The 18,037-nt window shown below is 49.3% G+C and carries 13 protein-coding genes; 6 read left to right on the top strand and 7 right to left on the bottom strand.

Annotation, left to right across the window (positions count from 1 at the left end):
• Positions 1-43: 43 nt before the first annotated feature.
• On the bottom strand, positions 44-979 hold the full coding sequence (mdh, locus tag T411_RS0110780) for a malate dehydrogenase (protein ID WP_000861563.1): 936 nt from the start codon (positions 977-979) through the stop codon (positions 44-46).
• Positions 980-1,306: 327 nt separating this feature from the next.
• Between mdh and argR the strand changes: the two genes are divergently transcribed.
• The 5 genes from argR (at position 1,307) to T411_RS0110755 (ending at position 6,897) form a co-directional block, all read left to right on the top strand.
• Complete coding sequence (gene argR, locus T411_RS0110775; protein WP_001246635.1) at positions 1,307-1,777, top strand: transcriptional regulator ArgR; 471 nt, start codon at positions 1,307-1,309, stop codon at positions 1,775-1,777.
• Between the two features lie 323 nt (positions 1,778-2,100).
• Positions 2,101-3,069, top strand: a complete 969-nt coding sequence (locus T411_RS0110770) for a TAXI family TRAP transporter solute-binding subunit (RefSeq protein WP_000056631.1) — start codon at positions 2,101-2,103, stop codon at positions 3,067-3,069.
• 170 nt (positions 3,070-3,239) lie between these two features.
• The gene (locus tag T411_RS0110765; RefSeq protein ID WP_000195227.1) at positions 3,240-5,804 is read left to right on the top strand and encodes a TRAP transporter permease; all 2,565 of its coding nucleotides are present in this window, start codon (positions 3,240-3,242) and stop codon (positions 5,802-5,804) included.
• A gap of 121 nt (positions 5,805-5,925) precedes the next feature.
• Positions 5,926-6,363 carry a universal stress protein gene (locus T411_RS0110760; protein WP_000276487.1) on the top strand — a complete coding sequence of 146 codons (438 nt, stop codon included), beginning with the start codon at positions 5,926-5,928 and terminating at the stop codon, positions 6,361-6,363.
• Between the two features lie 150 nt (positions 6,364-6,513).
• Positions 6,514-6,897, top strand: coding sequence for a DUF2061 domain-containing protein (locus T411_RS0110755; protein ID WP_000753231.1), 384 nt, complete (start codon positions 6,514-6,516; stop codon positions 6,895-6,897).
• Between the two features lie 68 nt (positions 6,898-6,965).
• Here the strand turns inward: T411_RS0110755 and T411_RS0110750 are convergent, their stop codons facing one another.
• Positions 6,966-7,763 carry a glycosyl hydrolase 2 galactose-binding domain-containing protein gene (locus T411_RS0110750; protein WP_001177221.1) on the bottom strand — a complete coding sequence of 266 codons (798 nt, stop codon included), beginning with the start codon at positions 7,761-7,763 and terminating at the stop codon, positions 6,966-6,968.
• A gap of 146 nt (positions 7,764-7,909) precedes the next feature.
• Positions 7,910-8,332 (bottom strand): ribonuclease E inhibitor RraB, encoded by a 423-nt coding sequence (gene rraB, locus T411_RS0110745; RefSeq protein WP_000019331.1) that lies wholly within the window; start codon positions 8,330-8,332, stop codon positions 7,910-7,912.
• A 726-nt stretch (positions 8,333-9,058) separates the two neighbouring features.
• Between rraB and arcA the strand changes: the two genes are divergently transcribed.
• The gene (gene arcA, locus T411_RS0110740) at positions 9,059-10,282 is read left to right on the top strand and encodes an arginine deiminase (RefSeq protein WP_001081182.1); all 1,224 of its coding nucleotides are present in this window, start codon (positions 9,059-9,061) and stop codon (positions 10,280-10,282) included.
• Between the two features lie 95 nt (positions 10,283-10,377).
• Here the strand turns inward: arcA and tldD are convergent, their stop codons facing one another.
• Genes tldD through rng form a run of 4 tightly spaced genes read right to left on the bottom strand, consistent with a single transcriptional unit; the run spans position 10,378 to position 18,016 of the window.
• Positions 10,378-11,823, bottom strand: coding sequence for a metalloprotease TldD (gene tldD, locus T411_RS0110735; protein ID WP_000178532.1), 1,446 nt, complete (start codon positions 11,821-11,823; stop codon positions 10,378-10,380).
• Complete coding sequence (locus tag T411_RS0110730; protein ID WP_001189984.1) at positions 11,823-12,650, bottom strand: carbon-nitrogen hydrolase family protein; 828 nt, start codon at positions 12,648-12,650, stop codon at positions 11,823-11,825. The genes tldD and T411_RS0110730 overlap by 1 nt, the downstream gene beginning before the upstream one ends.
• 8 nt (positions 12,651-12,658) lie before the next feature.
• Positions 12,659-16,534 (bottom strand): YhdP family protein, encoded by a 3,876-nt coding sequence (locus T411_RS0110725; RefSeq protein ID WP_001883253.1) that lies wholly within the window; start codon positions 16,532-16,534, stop codon positions 12,659-12,661.
• Positions 16,535-16,546: 12 nt separating this feature from the next.
• The gene (gene rng, locus T411_RS0110720; protein WP_001271880.1) at positions 16,547-18,016 is read right to left on the bottom strand and encodes a ribonuclease G; all 1,470 of its coding nucleotides are present in this window, start codon (positions 18,014-18,016) and stop codon (positions 16,547-16,549) included.
• Between the last annotated feature and the right edge of the window lie 21 nt (positions 18,017-18,037).

Genomic DNA, 18,037 nt, shown 5'->3' with positions numbered 1-18,037 from the left:
CTCTTCAAGAGCGGTATTTTCCAATGCTTGAATCGATTGTCGATTATTTTACAAACTCAACACCGATTTGAATGTCGCCTTTGAGTGTATCTAACATGCCATCCAGCGCGGCTTGCTCATAAGCGCTCAGTTTGCCGATATCCAGCAACGCTTCAACGCCATTTTTACCTAGCTTGATAGGTTGGGCAAAGAATGGAGCGTACTCCCCCTCACCTTCTACATACGCGTACTCAACAACATCAGATTCGCCTTGCAGTGCTTTAACCAGTGCAAGACCAAAACGACATGCCGCTTGGCCCATAGAAAGAGTCGCTGAACCGCCACCCGCCTTAGCTTCAACCACCTCGGTACCCGCGTTTTGGATACGTTTAGTCAAAGCGGCAACTTCTTCATCGGTAAAGCTTACGCCTTCTACTTGCGACAACAGAGGCAGAATAGTAACCCCTGAGTGACCACCAATCACAGGCACACGAACTTGGCCCGGATCTTTATCTTTCAGCGCGGCAACGAAGGTTTCAGAGCGGATCACATCCAGTGTGGTGACACCAAATAGCTTACGCTTGTCATACACACCGGCTTTTTTCAGCACTTCGGCTGCGATAGGGACCGTTGTGTTCACTGGGTTAGTAATAATGCCAACACAGGCCTTCGGACACACCACAGCAATTTTTTCTGCCAATGCTTTCACAATGCCAGCGTTCACATTGAACAGATCCGCACGATCCATACCCGGCTTACGTGCAACACCCGCAGAAACCAGAACCACATCCGCACCTTCCAGCGCAGGCGTTGGGTCTTCACCCGCATAGCCTTTGATGGTAACTGGTGTTGGGATATGACTCAGATCCGCAGCGACACCCGGTGTGACAGGCGCAATATCATACAGCGCGAGATCAGAACCAGCAGGAAGACGGTTTTTGAGTAACAGAGCAAGGGCTTGACCAATGCCGCCAGCGGCACCAATAACAGCGACTTTCATCGTAAATCTCCTTGAGAGTAATCTCTTATATGTTTGTAGGGTGATTAGGTGTATCCGACCGTCAAACGCTATAGTAATCACAATCTGATTACAATCAATTAACGTCAGCTTTGCGACTTTGCGCAATACTGCTGAGAAGGCGTTACAGCATCAAAGACGATTATCGGTTAATGTTCAATTGAGACAAAGAGTTATACAGCGATCTAACCTGATAACAAAAACATTTACAGTGACAGTGAAGACAATTTTAGCGAGTCGTTTGGTGTGTCATGCATAGGTATGCGAGAATATGCACAAATCGATCATTTAACCAAAGTAAGAAGAACCATGCGTAACGTAGATAAACAAGACAACCTAGTCCGAGCCTTCAAAGCCTTACTAAAAGAAGAACGCTTTGGCTCACAAGGCGATATTGTTGAAGCGCTAAAAAATGAAGGCTTTGACAACATCAACCAATCCAAAGTATCGCGCATGCTGACCAAGTTTGGCGCGGTACGTACCCGTAACGCTAAGATGGAGATGGTTTACTGCTTGCCTGCAGAATTAGGCGTACCGACAGCGAGTAGCTCACTGCGTGAATTAGTGCTGGATGTGGATTACAACAACGCGTTGGTGGTGATCCGCACAGGTCCGGGAGCGGCACAATTGATCGCTCGCTTGCTCGACTCTCTCGGTAAATCCGAAGGCATTCTCGGGGTAGTCGCTGGCGATGACACGATTTTTATCACCCCGACCTTGGATGTTCCAGTGAAAGAGCTGTTTCACTCTGTGTGCGAATTGTTTGAATACGCCGGTTAACCACTTTCTCATTTAATGATGTTTAGTCACGCCATAGTGCGTGACTAAACTCACATCTTAGAAACATCATTACTCACCACTTAAACAGACTAAGCATTTGAAATTAAAAGAGTATACTTACGGAATACTCAACGCTTTGCTGTTTAATAAATGAGTCAATCACACTATAAATTTTAACAGTTGTGTAATTATCTGTTGTTTTTTTGGTATGATTCCGCTGCTTTATCGTTCTTTGCCGCGAATAAAGCAACGTTTCTCAGGCAGGAAAGCTCGAAGCCGCGCTGACGCTTTGGGTTACATTACCAATGAAGGAAGGGAAATTCATGTCATTACCTAAAATAATCAAAATGGGTGCTATCGCAGCCGCAGTTATCGGCTCTGGTGTCGCCAGCGCACAGGATTTCATTACTATCGGTACCGGTTCGGTTACTGGTGTTTATTACCCTACGGGCGGCGCTATCTGTAAATTAGTGAACAAGGATCGTAAAGATCACAACATTCGTTGTTCCGTTGAATCGACTGGCGGCTCTATTTACAACGTCAACACTATCCGTTCTGGCGAATTGGATTTCGGTATTGTGCAATCAGATTGGCAGTACCATGGCTACAACGGTACGAGCGAATTTGCAGAACAAGGCCCATACAAAAAACTGCGCGCAGTATTCTCAATGCACACCGAGCCTTTCAATATCATCGCGCGTGCTGATTCAGGCATTGAAAACGTGAAAGACCTCGCGGGCAAGCGCGTCAACATTGGTAACCCAGGCTCAGGCGATCGCGCCACTATGCAAGTGGTGATGGATGCCTTCGGTTGGAATAACGACAGCTTTAAACTGGCGGCGGAGCTCAAAGGTTCAGAGCGCTCACAAGCGCTGTGTGACAACAAGATTGATGCCTTCATCTACATGGTTGGCCATCCAAATGGTGCCATCAAAGAAGCGACCACCTCTTGTGCTGCCAAACTGGTTCCCGCTACGGGCCCTGAGATCGAAAAGATCGTCGCCAACAACCCTTACTATGCATACAGCGTTGTACCGGCTGGCATGTACAGCGGCACAGATCAAGAAGTGAAAAGCTTTGGTGTGGCAGCAACGTTAGTCACCACGGAAGAGGTGTCTGAAGCGGTCGTCTACAACCTGACCAAAGCGGTATTTGAAAACTTCGATACCTTTACTCGCCTCCACCCAGCGTTTGCTAACTTGAAAAAAGAAGACATGGTAACCGCAGGGAACTCTATCCCACTCCACCCAGGTGCAGTGAAATACTACAAAGAAGCGGGTTTGATTAAGTAACGCGTTTCAACTGAGAAGGGAGAGGAAATCCTCTCCCGTAAAAATAACAAAAGAGGAGGCAAATGCCTCCTCCTTAGTATCACGTTCACGTTTGGTGATACTACTTTCAGGTACAACACTCTCAGTACCGATGACAAGTCTATGGAACATCAATAATAAGGATAAGGTACATGACGCAGACAACAACACCGTCGCAAGATGTGCAAGAGATGGTGGCGCAAGCAGACACTGGCGCTCGAGCCCCCAAAGGGCTTCCGGGGCGTGTGCTTTGGTTTGTTCCGCTCTGTTGGTCACTTTTCCAACTTTGGTACGCTTCACCACTCCCCTTTATCTTCGACTTCGGCGTACTCAATGATACGCAAGCTCGCTCCATTCACTTAACGTTTGCCGTTTTTCTCGCCTTCACGGCCTATCCGGCAATGAAAGGTTCGCCGCGCGATCGTATTCCTTTAACCGACTGGCTTTTAGCACTCGCGGGCAGCTTTTCCGCTGCTTATATCTATCTATTTTACGCCGAGCTCGCAGGACGCTCAGGCGCACCCACTCAGTTTGATGTGATCGCCTCTGTGGTCGGCATGGTATTACTCCTCGAAGCGACACGCCGGGCATTAGGCCCACCACTGATGATGGTGGCCGCGCTCTTTTTACTTTACACCTTCGCTGGCCCTTACATGCCCGATGTGATTGCCCACAAAGGGGCGAGCCTAAATAAGGCGATGTCACACTTGTGGCTCACCACCGAAGGGGTATTTGGTGTCGCACTTGGGGTATCTACCTCATTCGTGTTCCTGTTCGTGCTTTTTGGTGCCATGCTGGAGCGGGCTGGCGCGGGCGCTTACTTCATCAAAGTGGCTTTCTCGATGCTTGGGCACATGCGTGGTGGTCCAGCCAAAGCGGCCGTGGTAGCGTCAGGCCTTTCCGGATTGGTTTCTGGCTCTTCAATCGCCAACGTGGTCACCACGGGAACTTTCACCATTCCTTTAATGAAACGTGTCGGCTTTCCCGGCACCAAAGCGGGTGCAGTGGAAGTAGCCGCCTCCACCAACGGCCAACTAACCCCACCGATTATGGGCGCAGCAGCTTTTTTAATGGTGGAATATGTCGGGATTTCCTATGTTGAAGTGATCAAAGCGGCGATCCTACCCGCACTGATTTCTTATATCGCACTGATTTATATCGTTCACCTTGAAGCGTGTAAGGCGGGCATGAGTGGTTTACCTCGTCGTCATCAATCGACGGTGGCTCAAAAGCTGCTCTCATTTACCGCCACGATTCTTGGTTTATGCGTGATAAGTGCCGTGGTTTATTACGGTATCGGCTGGACTAAAGAAGCCTTTGGCGACGCAGCAACGCCCATCCTCACTGTGGTGTTATTGGCCGCTTATGTTGGCTTAGTGAAAATATCCGCCCCCTACGCCAAAGAGGGTTTAGGGATTGATGAGAATTTGCAGTACGTCCCCGATGTCGCCCCGACGTTAAAATCCGGCCTGCACTACTTGCTGCCGATTGTGGTATTGGTGTGGTGTTTGACGGTTGAGCGATTCTCGCCCGGCTTATCGGCCTTCTGGGCCAGCGTGTTTATGATTTTCATCCTACTCACGCAACGTCCACTGATGGCTCTCTTTAATCGCACGGGTTCACTGGGTGATGCGGCGAAAGAGGGCGTGACTGACCTTTTGGAAAGCTTAGTCTCAGGTGCCCGCAATATGATCGGTATTGGGGTCGCGACCGCTGCCGCTGGCACAGTCGTGGGGGTAGTTACCCTGACTGGGATTGGTTTAGTGATGACCGACTTTGTCGAGTTTATCTCTGGCGGTAACTTGATGCTGATGCTGATTTTCACTGCCGTGATCAGCTTAATTCTGGGTATGGGCTTACCAACGACCGCCAACTACATCGTGGTTTCCACCTTGATGGCTCCAGTCATTGTCACTCTAGGCGCTGAGCATGGCTTAATCATCCCACTGATTGCGGTGCATCTGTTCGTATTCTATTTCGGTATTTTGGCCGATGATACGCCTCCGGTCGGACTTGCCGCATTTGCCGCGGCGGCGATCGCCAAATCCGACCCGATCCGCACCGGTATCCAAGGCTTTGCCTACGATATCCGCACCGCGATTTTGCCTTTCATGTTTGTGTTTAATACCCAGTTGCTGCTGATGGGTATTGATAGCTGGTGGCACTTAATGCTGACCATACTCTCTTCCATCACCGCCATGTTGCTGTTCTCGGCGGCAACCCAAGGGTGGTGGTTAACCAAAACCAAATGGTGGGAAGTCGTCGCGCTACTGGTGCTGACCTTCACCTTCTTCCGCCCCGGTTTTTGGTGGGACATGGTTTATCCCGCGCAAGTCATGTATGCCGGCACTAAGTTAGAGCAGATTGTCGAGCAAGCTCCCGTTGGACAACCGATCCAGATGATCGTCGCGGGAGAGAATCTTAAAGGCGAATACACCTCTAAAACCGTGCAACTGCCGTTTGAAGATCGCGCTGTCAGCGCTCAAGAGCGGATCGCCTCAATGGGCTTAACTCTGCTTAATGATAAAAACCGCATGCTAGTAGAAATGGTTGAGTTTGGCAGCCCAGCCGAAGCAGCGGGCATCGATTTCGATTGGGAAATTCGCTCAGTGGTGGTCGATAGCGATCGACCAATGAAAGAGTGGGTATTCTTGCCTGCGATTTTGCTGACCTTACTGCTGGCTTGGAACCAAAAAAGACGGATAAAAAAGGCGTAACAAGGTGCTACGTCAATATGCCTGAGTCAAATCAGGCATATACTTATCCCGTCAATCAATCATCGCCAACGCATCCCTAAGACGCATGTTGCGGGATGACGAATAAACCCTAGAGAGCGTCATGTATAAACATATTCTTGTTCCGGTTGATTTGAATGAACAAGGCTTTGCCGACAAAGCGGTGCAACTTGCTGTCTGGCATGCTAAGCATTCCAATGCCGAAATTCACTTGCTGAACGTGTTGCCTGGTATTCACATGTCCATGGTGGCGACTTATTTTCCTAAAGACGCGGCCGCGCAGATGAAAAATGATGTGCGAGCACAACTCAAAGCCTTTGCGGAGAAGCACATCGCTGAAGAGGTGGTGTACAAACTCCACATCGCCGAAGGCAAACCTTACGCCACTATCCTTGATTATGCCGAGCGCTTAGGGGCTGACTTAATTGTTATGCCAAGCCACAAACGCTCACGCATCGATAAAGTGATGCTCGGCTCCGTGGCCAGTAAAGTGGTAGAAAATTCGCCTATTAATGTCATGGTCGTCAAACCACAAGGTTAATCGGCACTCATCTTCAATCGTTTATTCAAGGCGCATATTGCGCCTTTTTTGTTCACCGATTCCTATCACACTAATTGGTTTTGCCTGTTTGAATAACTGAGAACGATTATCGATAATCAACTCATCGAACAAGATCAGGTGGACTGAATCATGAAAAAGACATTAAGTTTTGCAGCAATACACTTTACCATCGCGTTTACGGTAGCGTATGTACTGACAGGCGATGTCATCATCGGCAGCCTGATTGCAATGCTCGAACCTATGGTGAACACCGTTGCGTTTTACTTCCATGAAAAAGCATGGGTGAAATCCGCTGCTTTACAACGCTTTGCGGGCGACCCAAGAATCAAAACGGCCAGCTTCGCGACGATTCACTTTACCGTAGCGTTCAGCGTGGCTTACCTGTTGACGGGCAGTTGGTTGGTCGGTGGAGTGATGGCGATGATTGAACCCAGCATCAACACTTGTGCCTACTACTTTCATGAGAAAGTTTGGCAAAGCAAACACGCAGGCCATCTTGGCTGTGCTCACTAAGTGTGATGCCAAAGCATCTTCAAACGCCTTCTTGATGAAGGCGTTTTGTATTGTTGATGCAAAAAACGTTACAGCGGGAAATGGCTAACACAATGCGCTTCACTCAAGCCCAGTCGGAAACGCTTAACTTGTCCATCCAACTGCACGGTGATCAGATACAGATCTTCTGCTCGCGGGTGGCGCACATCGTAGATCTTAGGGGCATCAACCTGAAAGAGTACGCTCGCATGATCGCTACGCACATCAATCGGCACTTGATAGGTTCGCCCATCAAATTTTACCGCAGCGGAAACCAAGCCCGGCGAATAGGTGGTGAAAAACAGGTTTACCAGCAACTCGCAGCCGCTGTGGTGCCAGATTTGCTCAGTTGAAACATGGGTCAGACGCAAATGACGGATGCATTGTAGATAAGGCGCTTTCCAGATCCCCATTCGCTGATCATAACTGGGCACATCCTGCTCGCCCAAGAAACACAACTCGCTCTCCTCTTCATCCAGCAACCCATCCTCATCCACTTCTAAAAATAGAATTTCAAATCGGTTGCGACCCGGCTTCAATAATGAACGAATCTCTTTGCGGTAAATCGCTTGTGAGCCATCACAGTCAAACAGCGCCACACCGTTAAGGCGCACTTCAGCGTGGTAATCAATGCCTTCAATCACCAAATCAATAGCGGCAAAGCTCAACAAATCGTCATCCACCTCTATATCGTGCATTAAATGCCACTCTTGCTGCGCAATATCGTCTTCGCTCAATGTTTTGGGCAAAACGGCACTTAATGGCGCTGGAAAGGTGATGTCATCTTGAGGGATGGAGAGATCCGTCAGTGGAGAGAGTTGCCAAAGGCCGGCGAGTGAGAGCTGCATAAGGTTCCAATTCCTGTTGGTTTGCGCGCATTATACCCGAAGTGAAATCTATTGCAGCGTCCATGTAACACAGTGATTGTGGCTTACAATCGATTGGTACAGGCAAAAAAATACCAGCCCTGTGGCTGGTATCTTAGACTCGAGGATTAATGCTCGTCGTCTTCATCCTCATCTTCGTCAGAGTACAAAGCGTCTTCGCCTTCGTAATACGTACCCCAACCGTCATAAATGATGTCAAACTTTTCAGCCAGATTGACCAGTTTTTCCACTTGTTCATCAATCAGTTTGGCATCTAATGCAGACTGCATGGTGGCATCAAAGCAGAGCAGCTTATTACCATCTTCATCTTCCGTTTCTTCCGCTTCCAGCACTTCAAAACCCATTTTGAACGCTTCAACGGCCGCTTTTTCCAGCTTATCGAAATCTTCTGCAAACAGATGGTGTTCAATCTCATACAAGGCATCTGGATCACTGCCATCTTCGAGCAGGGCCTGAATAATGTCGCGAGTCTCTTCCTTTTGGATCTCGATTAATTCTTCTACAGATAGATAATCATCTTGGTGAGACATGATGTGCTCCAGATAGTCAATGGGATCGGAAATTTGTGCGGCGCACTATCGCATGGATTGAAGGGAATTTCTAGCCACAAAACGATCTGGGAAGATCTTTCACTGAACTCACGATCCTTTCTTTATAAGGTTTTTAACATTTTTTTATCAAATGCCAAATTCAGCATAATCTGTGCTCTCTCTATCCGTTGAAATCGAGCGGCTGATTGCCTGTTTATGGAAAGATAATGCATAGCTAAAAAACGACTAAAAAAGGAAAAAATGCCACCCTTCCCTTCAAGCACTCACCCATTGTGAATAAATAGTTAATTTAAGAACCAAAAATGCATAAACACATCGGCTTATGCTGCGCATAGCTAAGCAAATTGAGCAACAACACACTTCTTAGGTGCAAAAAGAATACAGCGCTAAAAATCACAGTCAAAAAAGACAAATAATCTAAAAAATAAAAATAAAGCGAAGTTTAATAACACAAAGCCAACTTGCAACTTCATAAAAATCTCTTCATAACTATATCGAACCGAAGAATTGGCAAGCAGGATGCTTGTTATACCCAAACTACTTGGAGTGGCAGGTAGGCAGCAAGAGAGTACATCCCCATGAGCATAGATAAACACTGCGACTGGGGTGAACGAACGTAGCCAACACCGCTGCAAATAGGAAAGGGATAAGCCATCGCTACCTACACATCGCAATGGGTGGCACAAAAGAGAGGAAGGAAACCCGATGAATCGTTTGTATGTGGGCTCTGAAGTGGGGCAACTGCGCCGTGTATTGCTAAATCGTCCGGAGCGGGCACTCACCCATTTAACCCCCTCTAACTGCCATGAACTCTTGTTTGATGATGTACTGGCCGTTGAAGCGGCGGGCGTTGAGCACGATGCCTTTGCCAATACGTTGCGCACGCAAGATGTGGAAGTGTTACTGCTGCACGATTTACTCGAAGAGACACTCGCCATTCCTGAAGCCAGACAGTGGCTACTGAACACTCAGATCAGCGATTTTCGCTTTGGTCCAACCTTTGCTCGCGAGCTGCGCCACGCTCTAAACCATCTTGATGATCATCATCTCACCACGCTTTTACTGGGCGGGCTCGCTTTTTCTGAATTGCACCTCGAATCGGATTCCATGCTACCGAAAATGCGCCAGCCACTCGATTTTGTGATTGAGCCGCTGCCCAATCACCTGTTTACTCGTGATACCTCCTGCTGGGTGTATGGAGGGGTGTCACTCAATCCAATGATGAAACCGGCTCGCCAGCGTGAAACCAACCATTTGCGCGCGATTTATCGCTGGCACCCGATTTTTGCCCAGCATCCTTTTATCCACTATTTCGGTATTGATGATCTGCACTACGACAACGCCAATATAGAGGGTGGTGATGTGCTGGTGATCGGCAAAGGCGCGGTGTTGATTGGAATGTCTGAACGCACTTCACCACAAGGAGTGGAAAATTTAGCGGCCGCACTCTTTAAACATGGTCAAGCCAGCAAAGTGATTGCGATCAACCTGCCCAAACATCGCTCGTGCATGCATTTAGATACGGTGATGACTCATATGGATGTGGATACTTTTTCCGTTTATCCAGAGGTCATGCGTAAAGATCTGCCGACTTGGCGACTCACCCCCAAGGGCAATAACGGCGATATGCGCGTTGAGCAAGTCCCCAGCTATTTACACGCCATTGAGCAAGCACTTGGGGTCGATTATTTGAAAATCATCACCACAGGTGGCAACAGTTACGAAGCCGAACGCGAGCAGTGGAATGACGCCAATAATGTCCTCACTGTCAAACCTGGGGTAGTGATTGGCTACGAACGCAACGTTTATACCAATGAGAAATACGATAAAGCAGGCATTAAGGTACTGACCATTCCCGGCAATGAGCTAGGACGAGGCCGCGGCGGCGCACGCTGTATGAGCTGCCCAATTGAGCGTGACGGGATTTAAACTCTCAACGCAAAACCACCGCGAATGGCGGTGGTTTTGTGTCGTAGTGTCTATTGTCAGACTAACGGTTAGGCCAACGAACCAGCAAAATTCGGTTACTCTGTCCCACCCACGGTCAGGGCATCCAACTTCAGAGTTGGCTGGCCAACGCCCACAGGCACGCTTTGTCCGGCTTTACCACACACGCCAACACCACGATCCAGCGCCAGATCGTTACCGACCATAGATACCTGCTGCATGGCTTCAATACCAGAACCAATCAGAGTTGCGCCTTTGATTGGACGGGTGATTTTGCCATTTTCAATCAAGTAAGCTTCAGAGGCCGAGAACACAAACTTACCGGAGGTGATATCGACCTGACCGCCACCAAAGTTCGGCGCGTAAATGCCTTTTTTCACCGAAGCGATGATCTCTTCTGGTGTGTGCTCGCCCGGTAGCATGTAAGTATTGGTCATACGCGGCATCGGCAGATGAGCGTAAGATTCACGGCGTCCGTTACCCGTTGGTGCCACGCCCATTAAACGAGCATTGAGCTTGTCTTGGATGTAGCCTTTCAAAATACCTTTTTCGATCAGCACGTTGTATTGACCACTTACCCCTTCATCATCAACGTTGAGAGAGCCGCGCAGATCTTTGAGTGTACCGTCATCGACAATCGTACACAGATCGGAAGTGACTTTTTTGCCGACTTTGCCTGCAAATACCGACGAGCCTTTACGGTTAAAATCGCCTTCCAGGCCATGACCCACCGCCTCATGCAGCAACACACCCGGCCAACCAGAACCGAGTACCACAGGCATGGTTCCGGCAGGAGCGGCTACCGCTTCAAGGTTAACGAGCGCTTGACGAATCGCTTCATCGGCGAAAGAAAACGCGATTTTTTGTCCCGCTTCTTCTTGTAAGAAATAGTCGTAACCAAAACGGCCACCACCACCGGCGCTACCGCGCTCACGGCGATCGCCTTTTTGCGCCAACACACTGATCGAAAGACGAACCAGAGGACGAATATCCCCTGCGTACGTGCCATCGGTAGCCGCCACGAGGATCTGCTCATGCACACCACTTAGACTGACTGACACTTCGGTAATGAGAGGCTCTTTAGTACGAATGTACGCATCCAGTTGTTTCAGCAGTTCGGTTTTTTGCTGTTTTTCCCAACTTTCCAGTGGGTTATGCGCGCCATAAAACGCAGGATGTTGCGCGCGCTTAAACGCTTGTACGGTGAGGTTTTGGCCTTGTTGAGCAATCCCACGCGCCGCGATGGCACTCTGCTTTAAACCTTCTAACTGAATTTGGTCGGAATAAGCAAAACCGGTTTTTTCACCACTGACGGCGCGCACACCGACCCCACAATCAATATTGAATGAGCCGTCTTTAATGATGCTGTCTTCCAGCACTAGAGATTCATGCCAGCTGGATTGGAAATAAATATCGGCATAATCAATCTGGCGAGTCGCAATACTGGACAGCGTATCGGCAATATCCTGTTCAGTGAGCCCAGCGGGTGCCAGCAGTGCCGTTTCAATTTGGTTCATCGTCATCAGTGTGTGTTCTCTATTAATTGATGGGTAAAACGCGTGTGCTGTGTAATGGGCATTGCGCGTCTCACAGAATCGAGCGTTGCAAGATCGAACTCGACCACTTTACTTTGTACTTCGGCGCCTAAATTGGCGATCACTTCACCCCACGGGCTAATCACCATGGAATGTCCCCACGTCTCTCGTCCGCATGGGTGATGTCCAGTTTGACCCACGGCAATCACCCAGCATTGCGTTTCAATGGCTCGGGCGCGTAATAAGACTTCCCAGTGGGCTTGGCCCGTCACCGCAGTAAAGGCCGCAGGAACCAGCAAAATCTGTGCACCTTGGCGCCGTAAATCTGCGTACAAGTGCGGAAAACGCACATCGTAGCAAATCGATAGGCCCAACGCTCCAAACGGCGTTGAGGTGACGACCACCTGTTGCCCCGGCGTAAAGGTTTCCGATTCGCGATAACGCTGATGGCCATCAGCGACATCGACATCGAACATATGCAGTTTATCGTAAACCGCCACTCGCTCACCTTGTGCATTCCACAATAGGCTACTGGTAGTAACCCCCTCAGCGTGGCGGATCGGCATACTGCCTATCAATAACCATACACCATATTCTTTGGCGAGGCTCGCTAAGGCGTGCTGAACTGGGCCGTGATCCAGTGATTCGGCTTGTTGATGGTATTGTTCACGATTCCCCAACAGCAGGGCATTTTCTGGTGTCACAATCCATTGTGCTCCTTGCTGAGCAAGCTTGGCCACCTCTTGTTTGAGATAAGTCAGATTACGACTTATCTCAGGGCCTGAGGTCATTTGCACCAGTCCAACTCGTTGCATTTTCTTCCCTATTCAGTCAGTTTACGCAGCTTTTCCGGCAACTTGAATTCGCCTTTACTGCGCGAAAGCTCTTTCACTGTCGGTGAATCGAGCGGTCCTTTTACTTCATAGTTGACTTGAGTAAACACTTCCACTACCGGAGAGATCACCGTAGTGATCGCCAGCACATACAAGGCGGTTTGAGGTGTCACCGCAAACGCCGTCAATACCGGAATGCCTGATGTAATGTCTGGGACGAAATTCACTTCTGCATCGACCGTGCGCGTATTGAGATCGGCGAGACCTTTAATCGTCATCTCTCCGGCCACCGCATCCATTTTGATGTTATTGGTGACAAAAATTCCTTGGGAAAGCTCACCACTGCCGGAGATCGAATCAAACGCCATCCCTTTATCAAATACATCGCTAAAGTCGAGCTGCATTTTGCGTATGATTGAATCAAGGCTAAATAGACCAAGTAACCTTGCCGCCCCACTCACATCGGAAATCACCCCTTTTCCAAGTTTGGTATCCACCTTGCCTTGCAAAGTGTTGACCTGCATTGACCACGGAGCGCCATCCCATTGCGTGCTTGCGGTAATCTCAAACGGCGCACGCTGGATACCTGAGTTGATCCCAAAACGTGCCATCAAGTCACTGTTGTTATCGCCCTTCATATCCAAATTCATTTGAGTTCGGCTCTGAGTATCGGTCAGCGTCCAAGTGCCATTAACATGCAGTTGGTTGGTACCACTAGTGAAATCAATGCTCTTCCACAGCAGCGTATCCCCTTGGCGCTGAAAATCGACATTGGCTTGGCCGATTTTGTAGCCTTGCAACCAAAAGTCTTTGATGGTCAACGTAAGGTTAGGCATCCATTGATGGAATTTACGATCAAAATCGGTGATAAGCGGTAATTTCTGGCGATCAAGATCGACCAGCAACGCCTCTTCCCCCGCCTCGAGCTGAGGCAAAAACAGATGCAGGCGCTCAAGCGCAATACTCAAATCATAAGGCTCAATATAATTGGCTTGGCCTTTGATCTCTTGGCTATCCAGATTGAGAAGCCAGCCGAGGTCTTTGCGCCGCGCATTAAGATCCACGTCATGCCAATCCAACCCTGCAAAGGTCAGCTCTTTAACCGCCGCATCCACTCGCTCCGGCATTGGAAATGCAGGCGTATTTAAACTGGCTAGCTTAGATTTTCGCGATTTAGGCGCAGGCTTTTCATTCAAAATGGAGAGCCAATCATCCAGATTGAACGCTTGGCTACGCAACTGGACATGATGCCCCACCACTGGGCTAATTTTAAAACTGCCCTGCCCAAGCACCAGATTCGTGGCTTTCAGAACCGGTACTTTAGGCGTTAAATCAATCTCGGCCTGATATTTTGCTTGCGGCAGTTGCAAGCGCGCGGAAACCATCTCTTGATTGCCCGAGGCTTGCAACAGAGCCTGCCCTTTCACTTTGAGTGCTTTTTTAAGTGGGAAGGGGTAGCGGCTCTCTAACCCGCGCAAATCCGCCTTACCATCCAATTGGTAAGTAAAGCCCACATCATTGAGTTGAATGTCAACGCTCGCCTGCCAAGGTGCATGGCCTTTCACTCGGCTTAACCAGCGTTCGCCCACAAACGGGATCAGCGGTTTGACTTCCCAATCCCCAACCATATCAATGCCAACCGCATAACCTCGCTTGGCATCTTCGCCTTTAAAATCGATCGAGACGGGCTGTTTGAGCAAACGGGCATCAAGCCCCGCTGCACTCACGCGGTCATTATCGAACTCGATTTTGCCAGACACAGAGGTAAGGCTCATCGGCGGTGTATCAATATCCACCGCGTTATTGCTCAGCTCGGCAAAGCCCCAAGCCCGCGGCTCTGCGCCACTGTGGAATGGAATATTGAGTTGAAACTCTGAGCGCACCGGTCCTTTAACTTGAATCGTGGTCAGCGCCGCGCCTACGGAATCGACTAACGGGGTCGCCATCATGTAATTGCGAATCGCGTTACCTTGCTGGGCACTGGCTACCGCTTCAATCTCAATGTGACCCAGCTCGGCCAATTCAGGAATACGACCGGTGATCCGTTCAGCACTGACTTCCATCAAGGTAGCAGAGCGCGAGTCGAGATACATGGCGTCATTTTCAAACAGCAGATCGAGCTGCAAATCGGTGATCGGTGGCCAAGCCGTATCAAAGGCAAATTTGGCCTCTTTTAAACCAACCCAAGCTTGGAACACGCCATTGTGCATACGATAAGGAAACTGATCTAACGCGCCATACCAGATCAGTTTCGCGGTATTGACTTGTCCCGCTTGAATCGCGGTCGAGAGATAATCGGTCAGCTCACGGCCTAACGCCAACGTCGGCAAGTAGCGCCATGTCTCCCCAGCATTAAAGAGATCGGCTTCGGCATAAAATGAGAGGAATGGGCTAGCATCATCCGGGAAATCGAGGCGAAATGCGCCCAGCGCTTGCAGATCCGGCGTCGCTACCGTGACTTTATCGGACCAGAGCGACCATCCATATTGCTCTTGCTGCCAGACCAGATTCACTGCGCCTTGGCGGATATTCAGAGGAGCTTGGAACACCTCACCATAGGGCAAGACGTCATCCACCATGCTGGCTTTAATGAGTGCTTTGCTCGGTGAACCTTGAATTTGCGCTTGCAAAGCATTGACTTGGGGTAGCAACTCCCATTGCGCTATTCCGCCATCAATTAATGATGCCGAATAACGTAATGATTCCAACGTTGCGCCTTTGGCAATCCGCACATCTTCCAAAGTCCCTTTCGGCTTTAAGGTTGTCAGCCAATGATTGAGCGTTTGTGACTCGGGGATCAACTTAGCCAGAGGTAACAGGTTCTCAATATTGAGCTGAGAGAGATTAAGCCGCCACTCATCGGGCTGCCAATCCATCGCCACATCCAACAGCGGCCATAGCTCATCATCACTTCGTAAACGCAGTGAGTGGGCATTCACTTGCCAACCTTTCTCGGTTGGTTTGAGTTCGACAATCCCTGACTCAAGCAGCAGTTCATGGGTCTGCTCACCGTTTTGCCACACCAACTCCGAAGGCTTAAATTCGACATAGCCATCTTTCGGCTGATTGTGTTCAAGGGTCGCCCAAGCATTTAAGCTTACTTGGCCTTTTTGAATGCCAGTTTGATCTTTTAAATATCGTGTTAACCAAGGTAATACGCGCACTTTATCCGCGCTGACATAGAAATCGCCCGACACATCGCGCAGCGAACCATGATCAATAAAGTTAGCGCTTACCAACAAAGAGTTGATGTTGATGCCTGCAATACTGACCACCCCTTCAGCAAAGTGGCGTAGACCTTGGTTTTGCCAACGCAGTTTTTCAATATCGAGTTGGCGCAGATCGCCGGCAAAAGTGCGATACAAAATCGCTGAGTTTTTGAGGGTGAAATCATCCAGTTGACGCAGTAAGAGATCATCGAGCTGTTTGACTACGCGGCCTTGACGCGACTGTTTCGGATTAGGATTTTGCTCTAAGGCCAGCCAGTCGATCGCCCGTAAATCAAGGACTAAACCATTGACAGTAAGATCGGCAACCACAGGTTGCCGCTGCCACAGTGATTGCAGCAGGTCGAACTCAATCTCGACACTGGCCGCGTTCAGCTGAATATCGTTACTGTCCGGCCAATGGGCTTGTAAGGTTTGCAGTGAGAGGGAGGGGTGCGTATTGCGCCAGTAACCTTGTACATCAGCAATCGCCACTTGTACCGACGAGTTTTGATTCAGCCAATGCTGAATCTCCGCCTGAAAACGGTTCATCTGTGGCAGCAAAATGCGCAGGGCTGTGACGGCCAAAGCCAGCACAATCAGCAGGCTGACCAGCAGCCACATAAGGATCCGCCCGAGGCGGGTTACTGTCGAAATCACCCGATGCCCTATTTACATCATCACAACATCAAATTGCTCTTGGTTGTAGAGTGGTTCTGCTTGAATTCGCACTTCTTTACCAATGAACACTTCCAACTCGGCCAAGGCATGTGACTCTTCACCTTGCAAAGTATCGGCCACTGCCGGTGAAGCATAAACCACGAATTTGTCCGCATCATAGGCTCGATTCACGCGCGTAATTTCGCGCAAAATCTCAAAGCACACCGTTTCCACAGTTTTCACGCTGCCTCGCCCTTCACACGTTGGACAAGTCGAACAGAGCACATGTTCAATGCTTTCTCGAGTTCTTTTACGCGTCATCTCCACCAACCCAAGCTGAGTAAAGCCGTTGATGTTGGTTTTGACCCGATCTTTCATCAACGCTGTCTCTAAAGAGGTGAGCACTCGCTTACGGTGCTCATCCGACGCCATATCGATAAAGTCAATAATGATAATCCCACCCAGATTGCGCAGACGCAGCTGACGAGCAATGGCTTGAGTCGCTTCAATATTGGTGTTGAAAATGGTCTCTTCGAGATTACGGCGGCCAACAAACGCGCCCGTATTGATATCGATGGTGGTCATGGCTTCGGTTTGATCGATGATCAGATACCCCCCCGATTTGAGCTCCACTTTGCGTTCGAGAGAGCGCTGAATCTCATTTTCCGTATCGTACATGTCAAAAATGGGCTTATCGCCGTGGTACAGCTCTAATTTAGCCGTCAGCTCAGGGACATATTCGGAGGTAAACTCTTTGAGGTTTTCGAACTCTTGTCGTGAATCGATGAGAATTTTGGTCAGTTCGGTGCCGACAAAGTCACGCAAAATGCGCTGCGCCAAACCAAGCTCGCCATACAGCATAGAGCGGTTCTTGTATTTGCTGCGCCGCTCAATCACTTTTGACCACAAACGCTTAAGAAACGCCGCATCTTGAGTCAACTCTTTTTCGTTTGCCCCTTCTGCTGCGGTTCGGATAATGAACCCGCCATGCTCATCGCAATAATGAGAAACGATTTTCTTTAGGCGCTCGCGCTCCGCTTCGCTTTCGATGCGTTGTGATACGCCAACATGGCTTGCCCCCGGCATAAACACCAGATAACGAGAAGGGAGCGTAATATCGGTAGTTAAGCGAGCACCCTTAGTACCAAGCGGGTCTTTGACCACTTGCACCACAATATCTTGCCCTTGGCGCACCAGCTCGGAAATATCGCGCACTTGGAACTGCTGCTTCTCACTTTCGGCAACACACTCGGTGTGGGGCACAATATCCGAGGCATGTAAAAAAGCGGCCTTGTCGAGTCCAATATCCACAAAAGCAGCTTGCATGCCCGGTAATACCCGGCTGACTTTGCCTTTGTAAATATTGCCAACAATGCCGCGTTTGGCTTCACGTTCAATATGGATTTCCTGAAGGATTCCCCCTTCAATCATCGCCACCCGAGTTTCACTCGGGGTGACGTTTAACAGCAACTCTGCACTCATGAGCGCACCTCAATGATTAAA

The organism is Vibrio cholerae ATCC 14035, from assembly GCF_000621645.1.
GTDB lineage: Bacteria > Pseudomonadota > Gammaproteobacteria > Enterobacterales > Vibrionaceae > Vibrio > Vibrio cholerae.
The sequence above is the reverse complement of the archived record's forward strand: the minus strand, read 5'-3'. Positions and strand labels throughout refer to the sequence as shown.

What these genes read in the sequence shown, in the direction of transcription:
- mdh (WP_000861563.1), bottom strand. Translation starts at nt 979, where the DNA reads ATGAAAGTCGCTGTTATTGGTGCCGCTGGCGGCATTGGTCAAGCCCTT.
- argR (WP_001246635.1), top strand. Translation starts at nt 1,307, where the DNA reads ATGCGTAACGTAGATAAACAAGACAACCTAGTCCGAGCCTTCAAAGCC.
- T411_RS0110770 (WP_000056631.1), top strand. Translation starts at nt 2,101, where the DNA reads ATGTCATTACCTAAAATAATCAAAATGGGTGCTATCGCAGCCGCAGTT.
- T411_RS0110765 (WP_000195227.1), top strand. Translation starts at nt 3,240, where the DNA reads ATGACGCAGACAACAACACCGTCGCAAGATGTGCAAGAGATGGTGGCG.
- T411_RS0110760 (WP_000276487.1), top strand. Translation starts at nt 5,926, where the DNA reads ATGTATAAACATATTCTTGTTCCGGTTGATTTGAATGAACAAGGCTTT.
- T411_RS0110755 (WP_000753231.1), top strand. Translation starts at nt 6,514, where the DNA reads ATGAAAAAGACATTAAGTTTTGCAGCAATACACTTTACCATCGCGTTT.
- T411_RS0110750 (WP_001177221.1), bottom strand. Translation starts at nt 7,763, where the DNA reads ATGCAGCTCTCACTCGCCGGCCTTTGGCAACTCTCTCCACTGACGGAT.
- rraB (WP_000019331.1), bottom strand. Translation starts at nt 8,332, where the DNA reads ATGTCTCACCAAGATGATTATCTATCTGTAGAAGAATTAATCGAGATC.
- arcA (WP_001081182.1), top strand. Translation starts at nt 9,059, where the DNA reads ATGAATCGTTTGTATGTGGGCTCTGAAGTGGGGCAACTGCGCCGTGTA.
- tldD (WP_000178532.1), bottom strand. Translation starts at nt 11,823, where the DNA reads ATGACGATGAACCAAATTGAAACGGCACTGCTGGCACCCGCTGGGCTC.
- T411_RS0110730 (WP_001189984.1), bottom strand. Translation starts at nt 12,650, where the DNA reads ATGCAACGAGTTGGACTGGTGCAAATGACCTCAGGCCCTGAGATAAGT.
- rng (WP_001271880.1), bottom strand. Translation starts at nt 18,016, where the DNA reads ATGAGTGCAGAGTTGCTGTTAAACGTCACCCCGAGTGAAACTCGGGTG.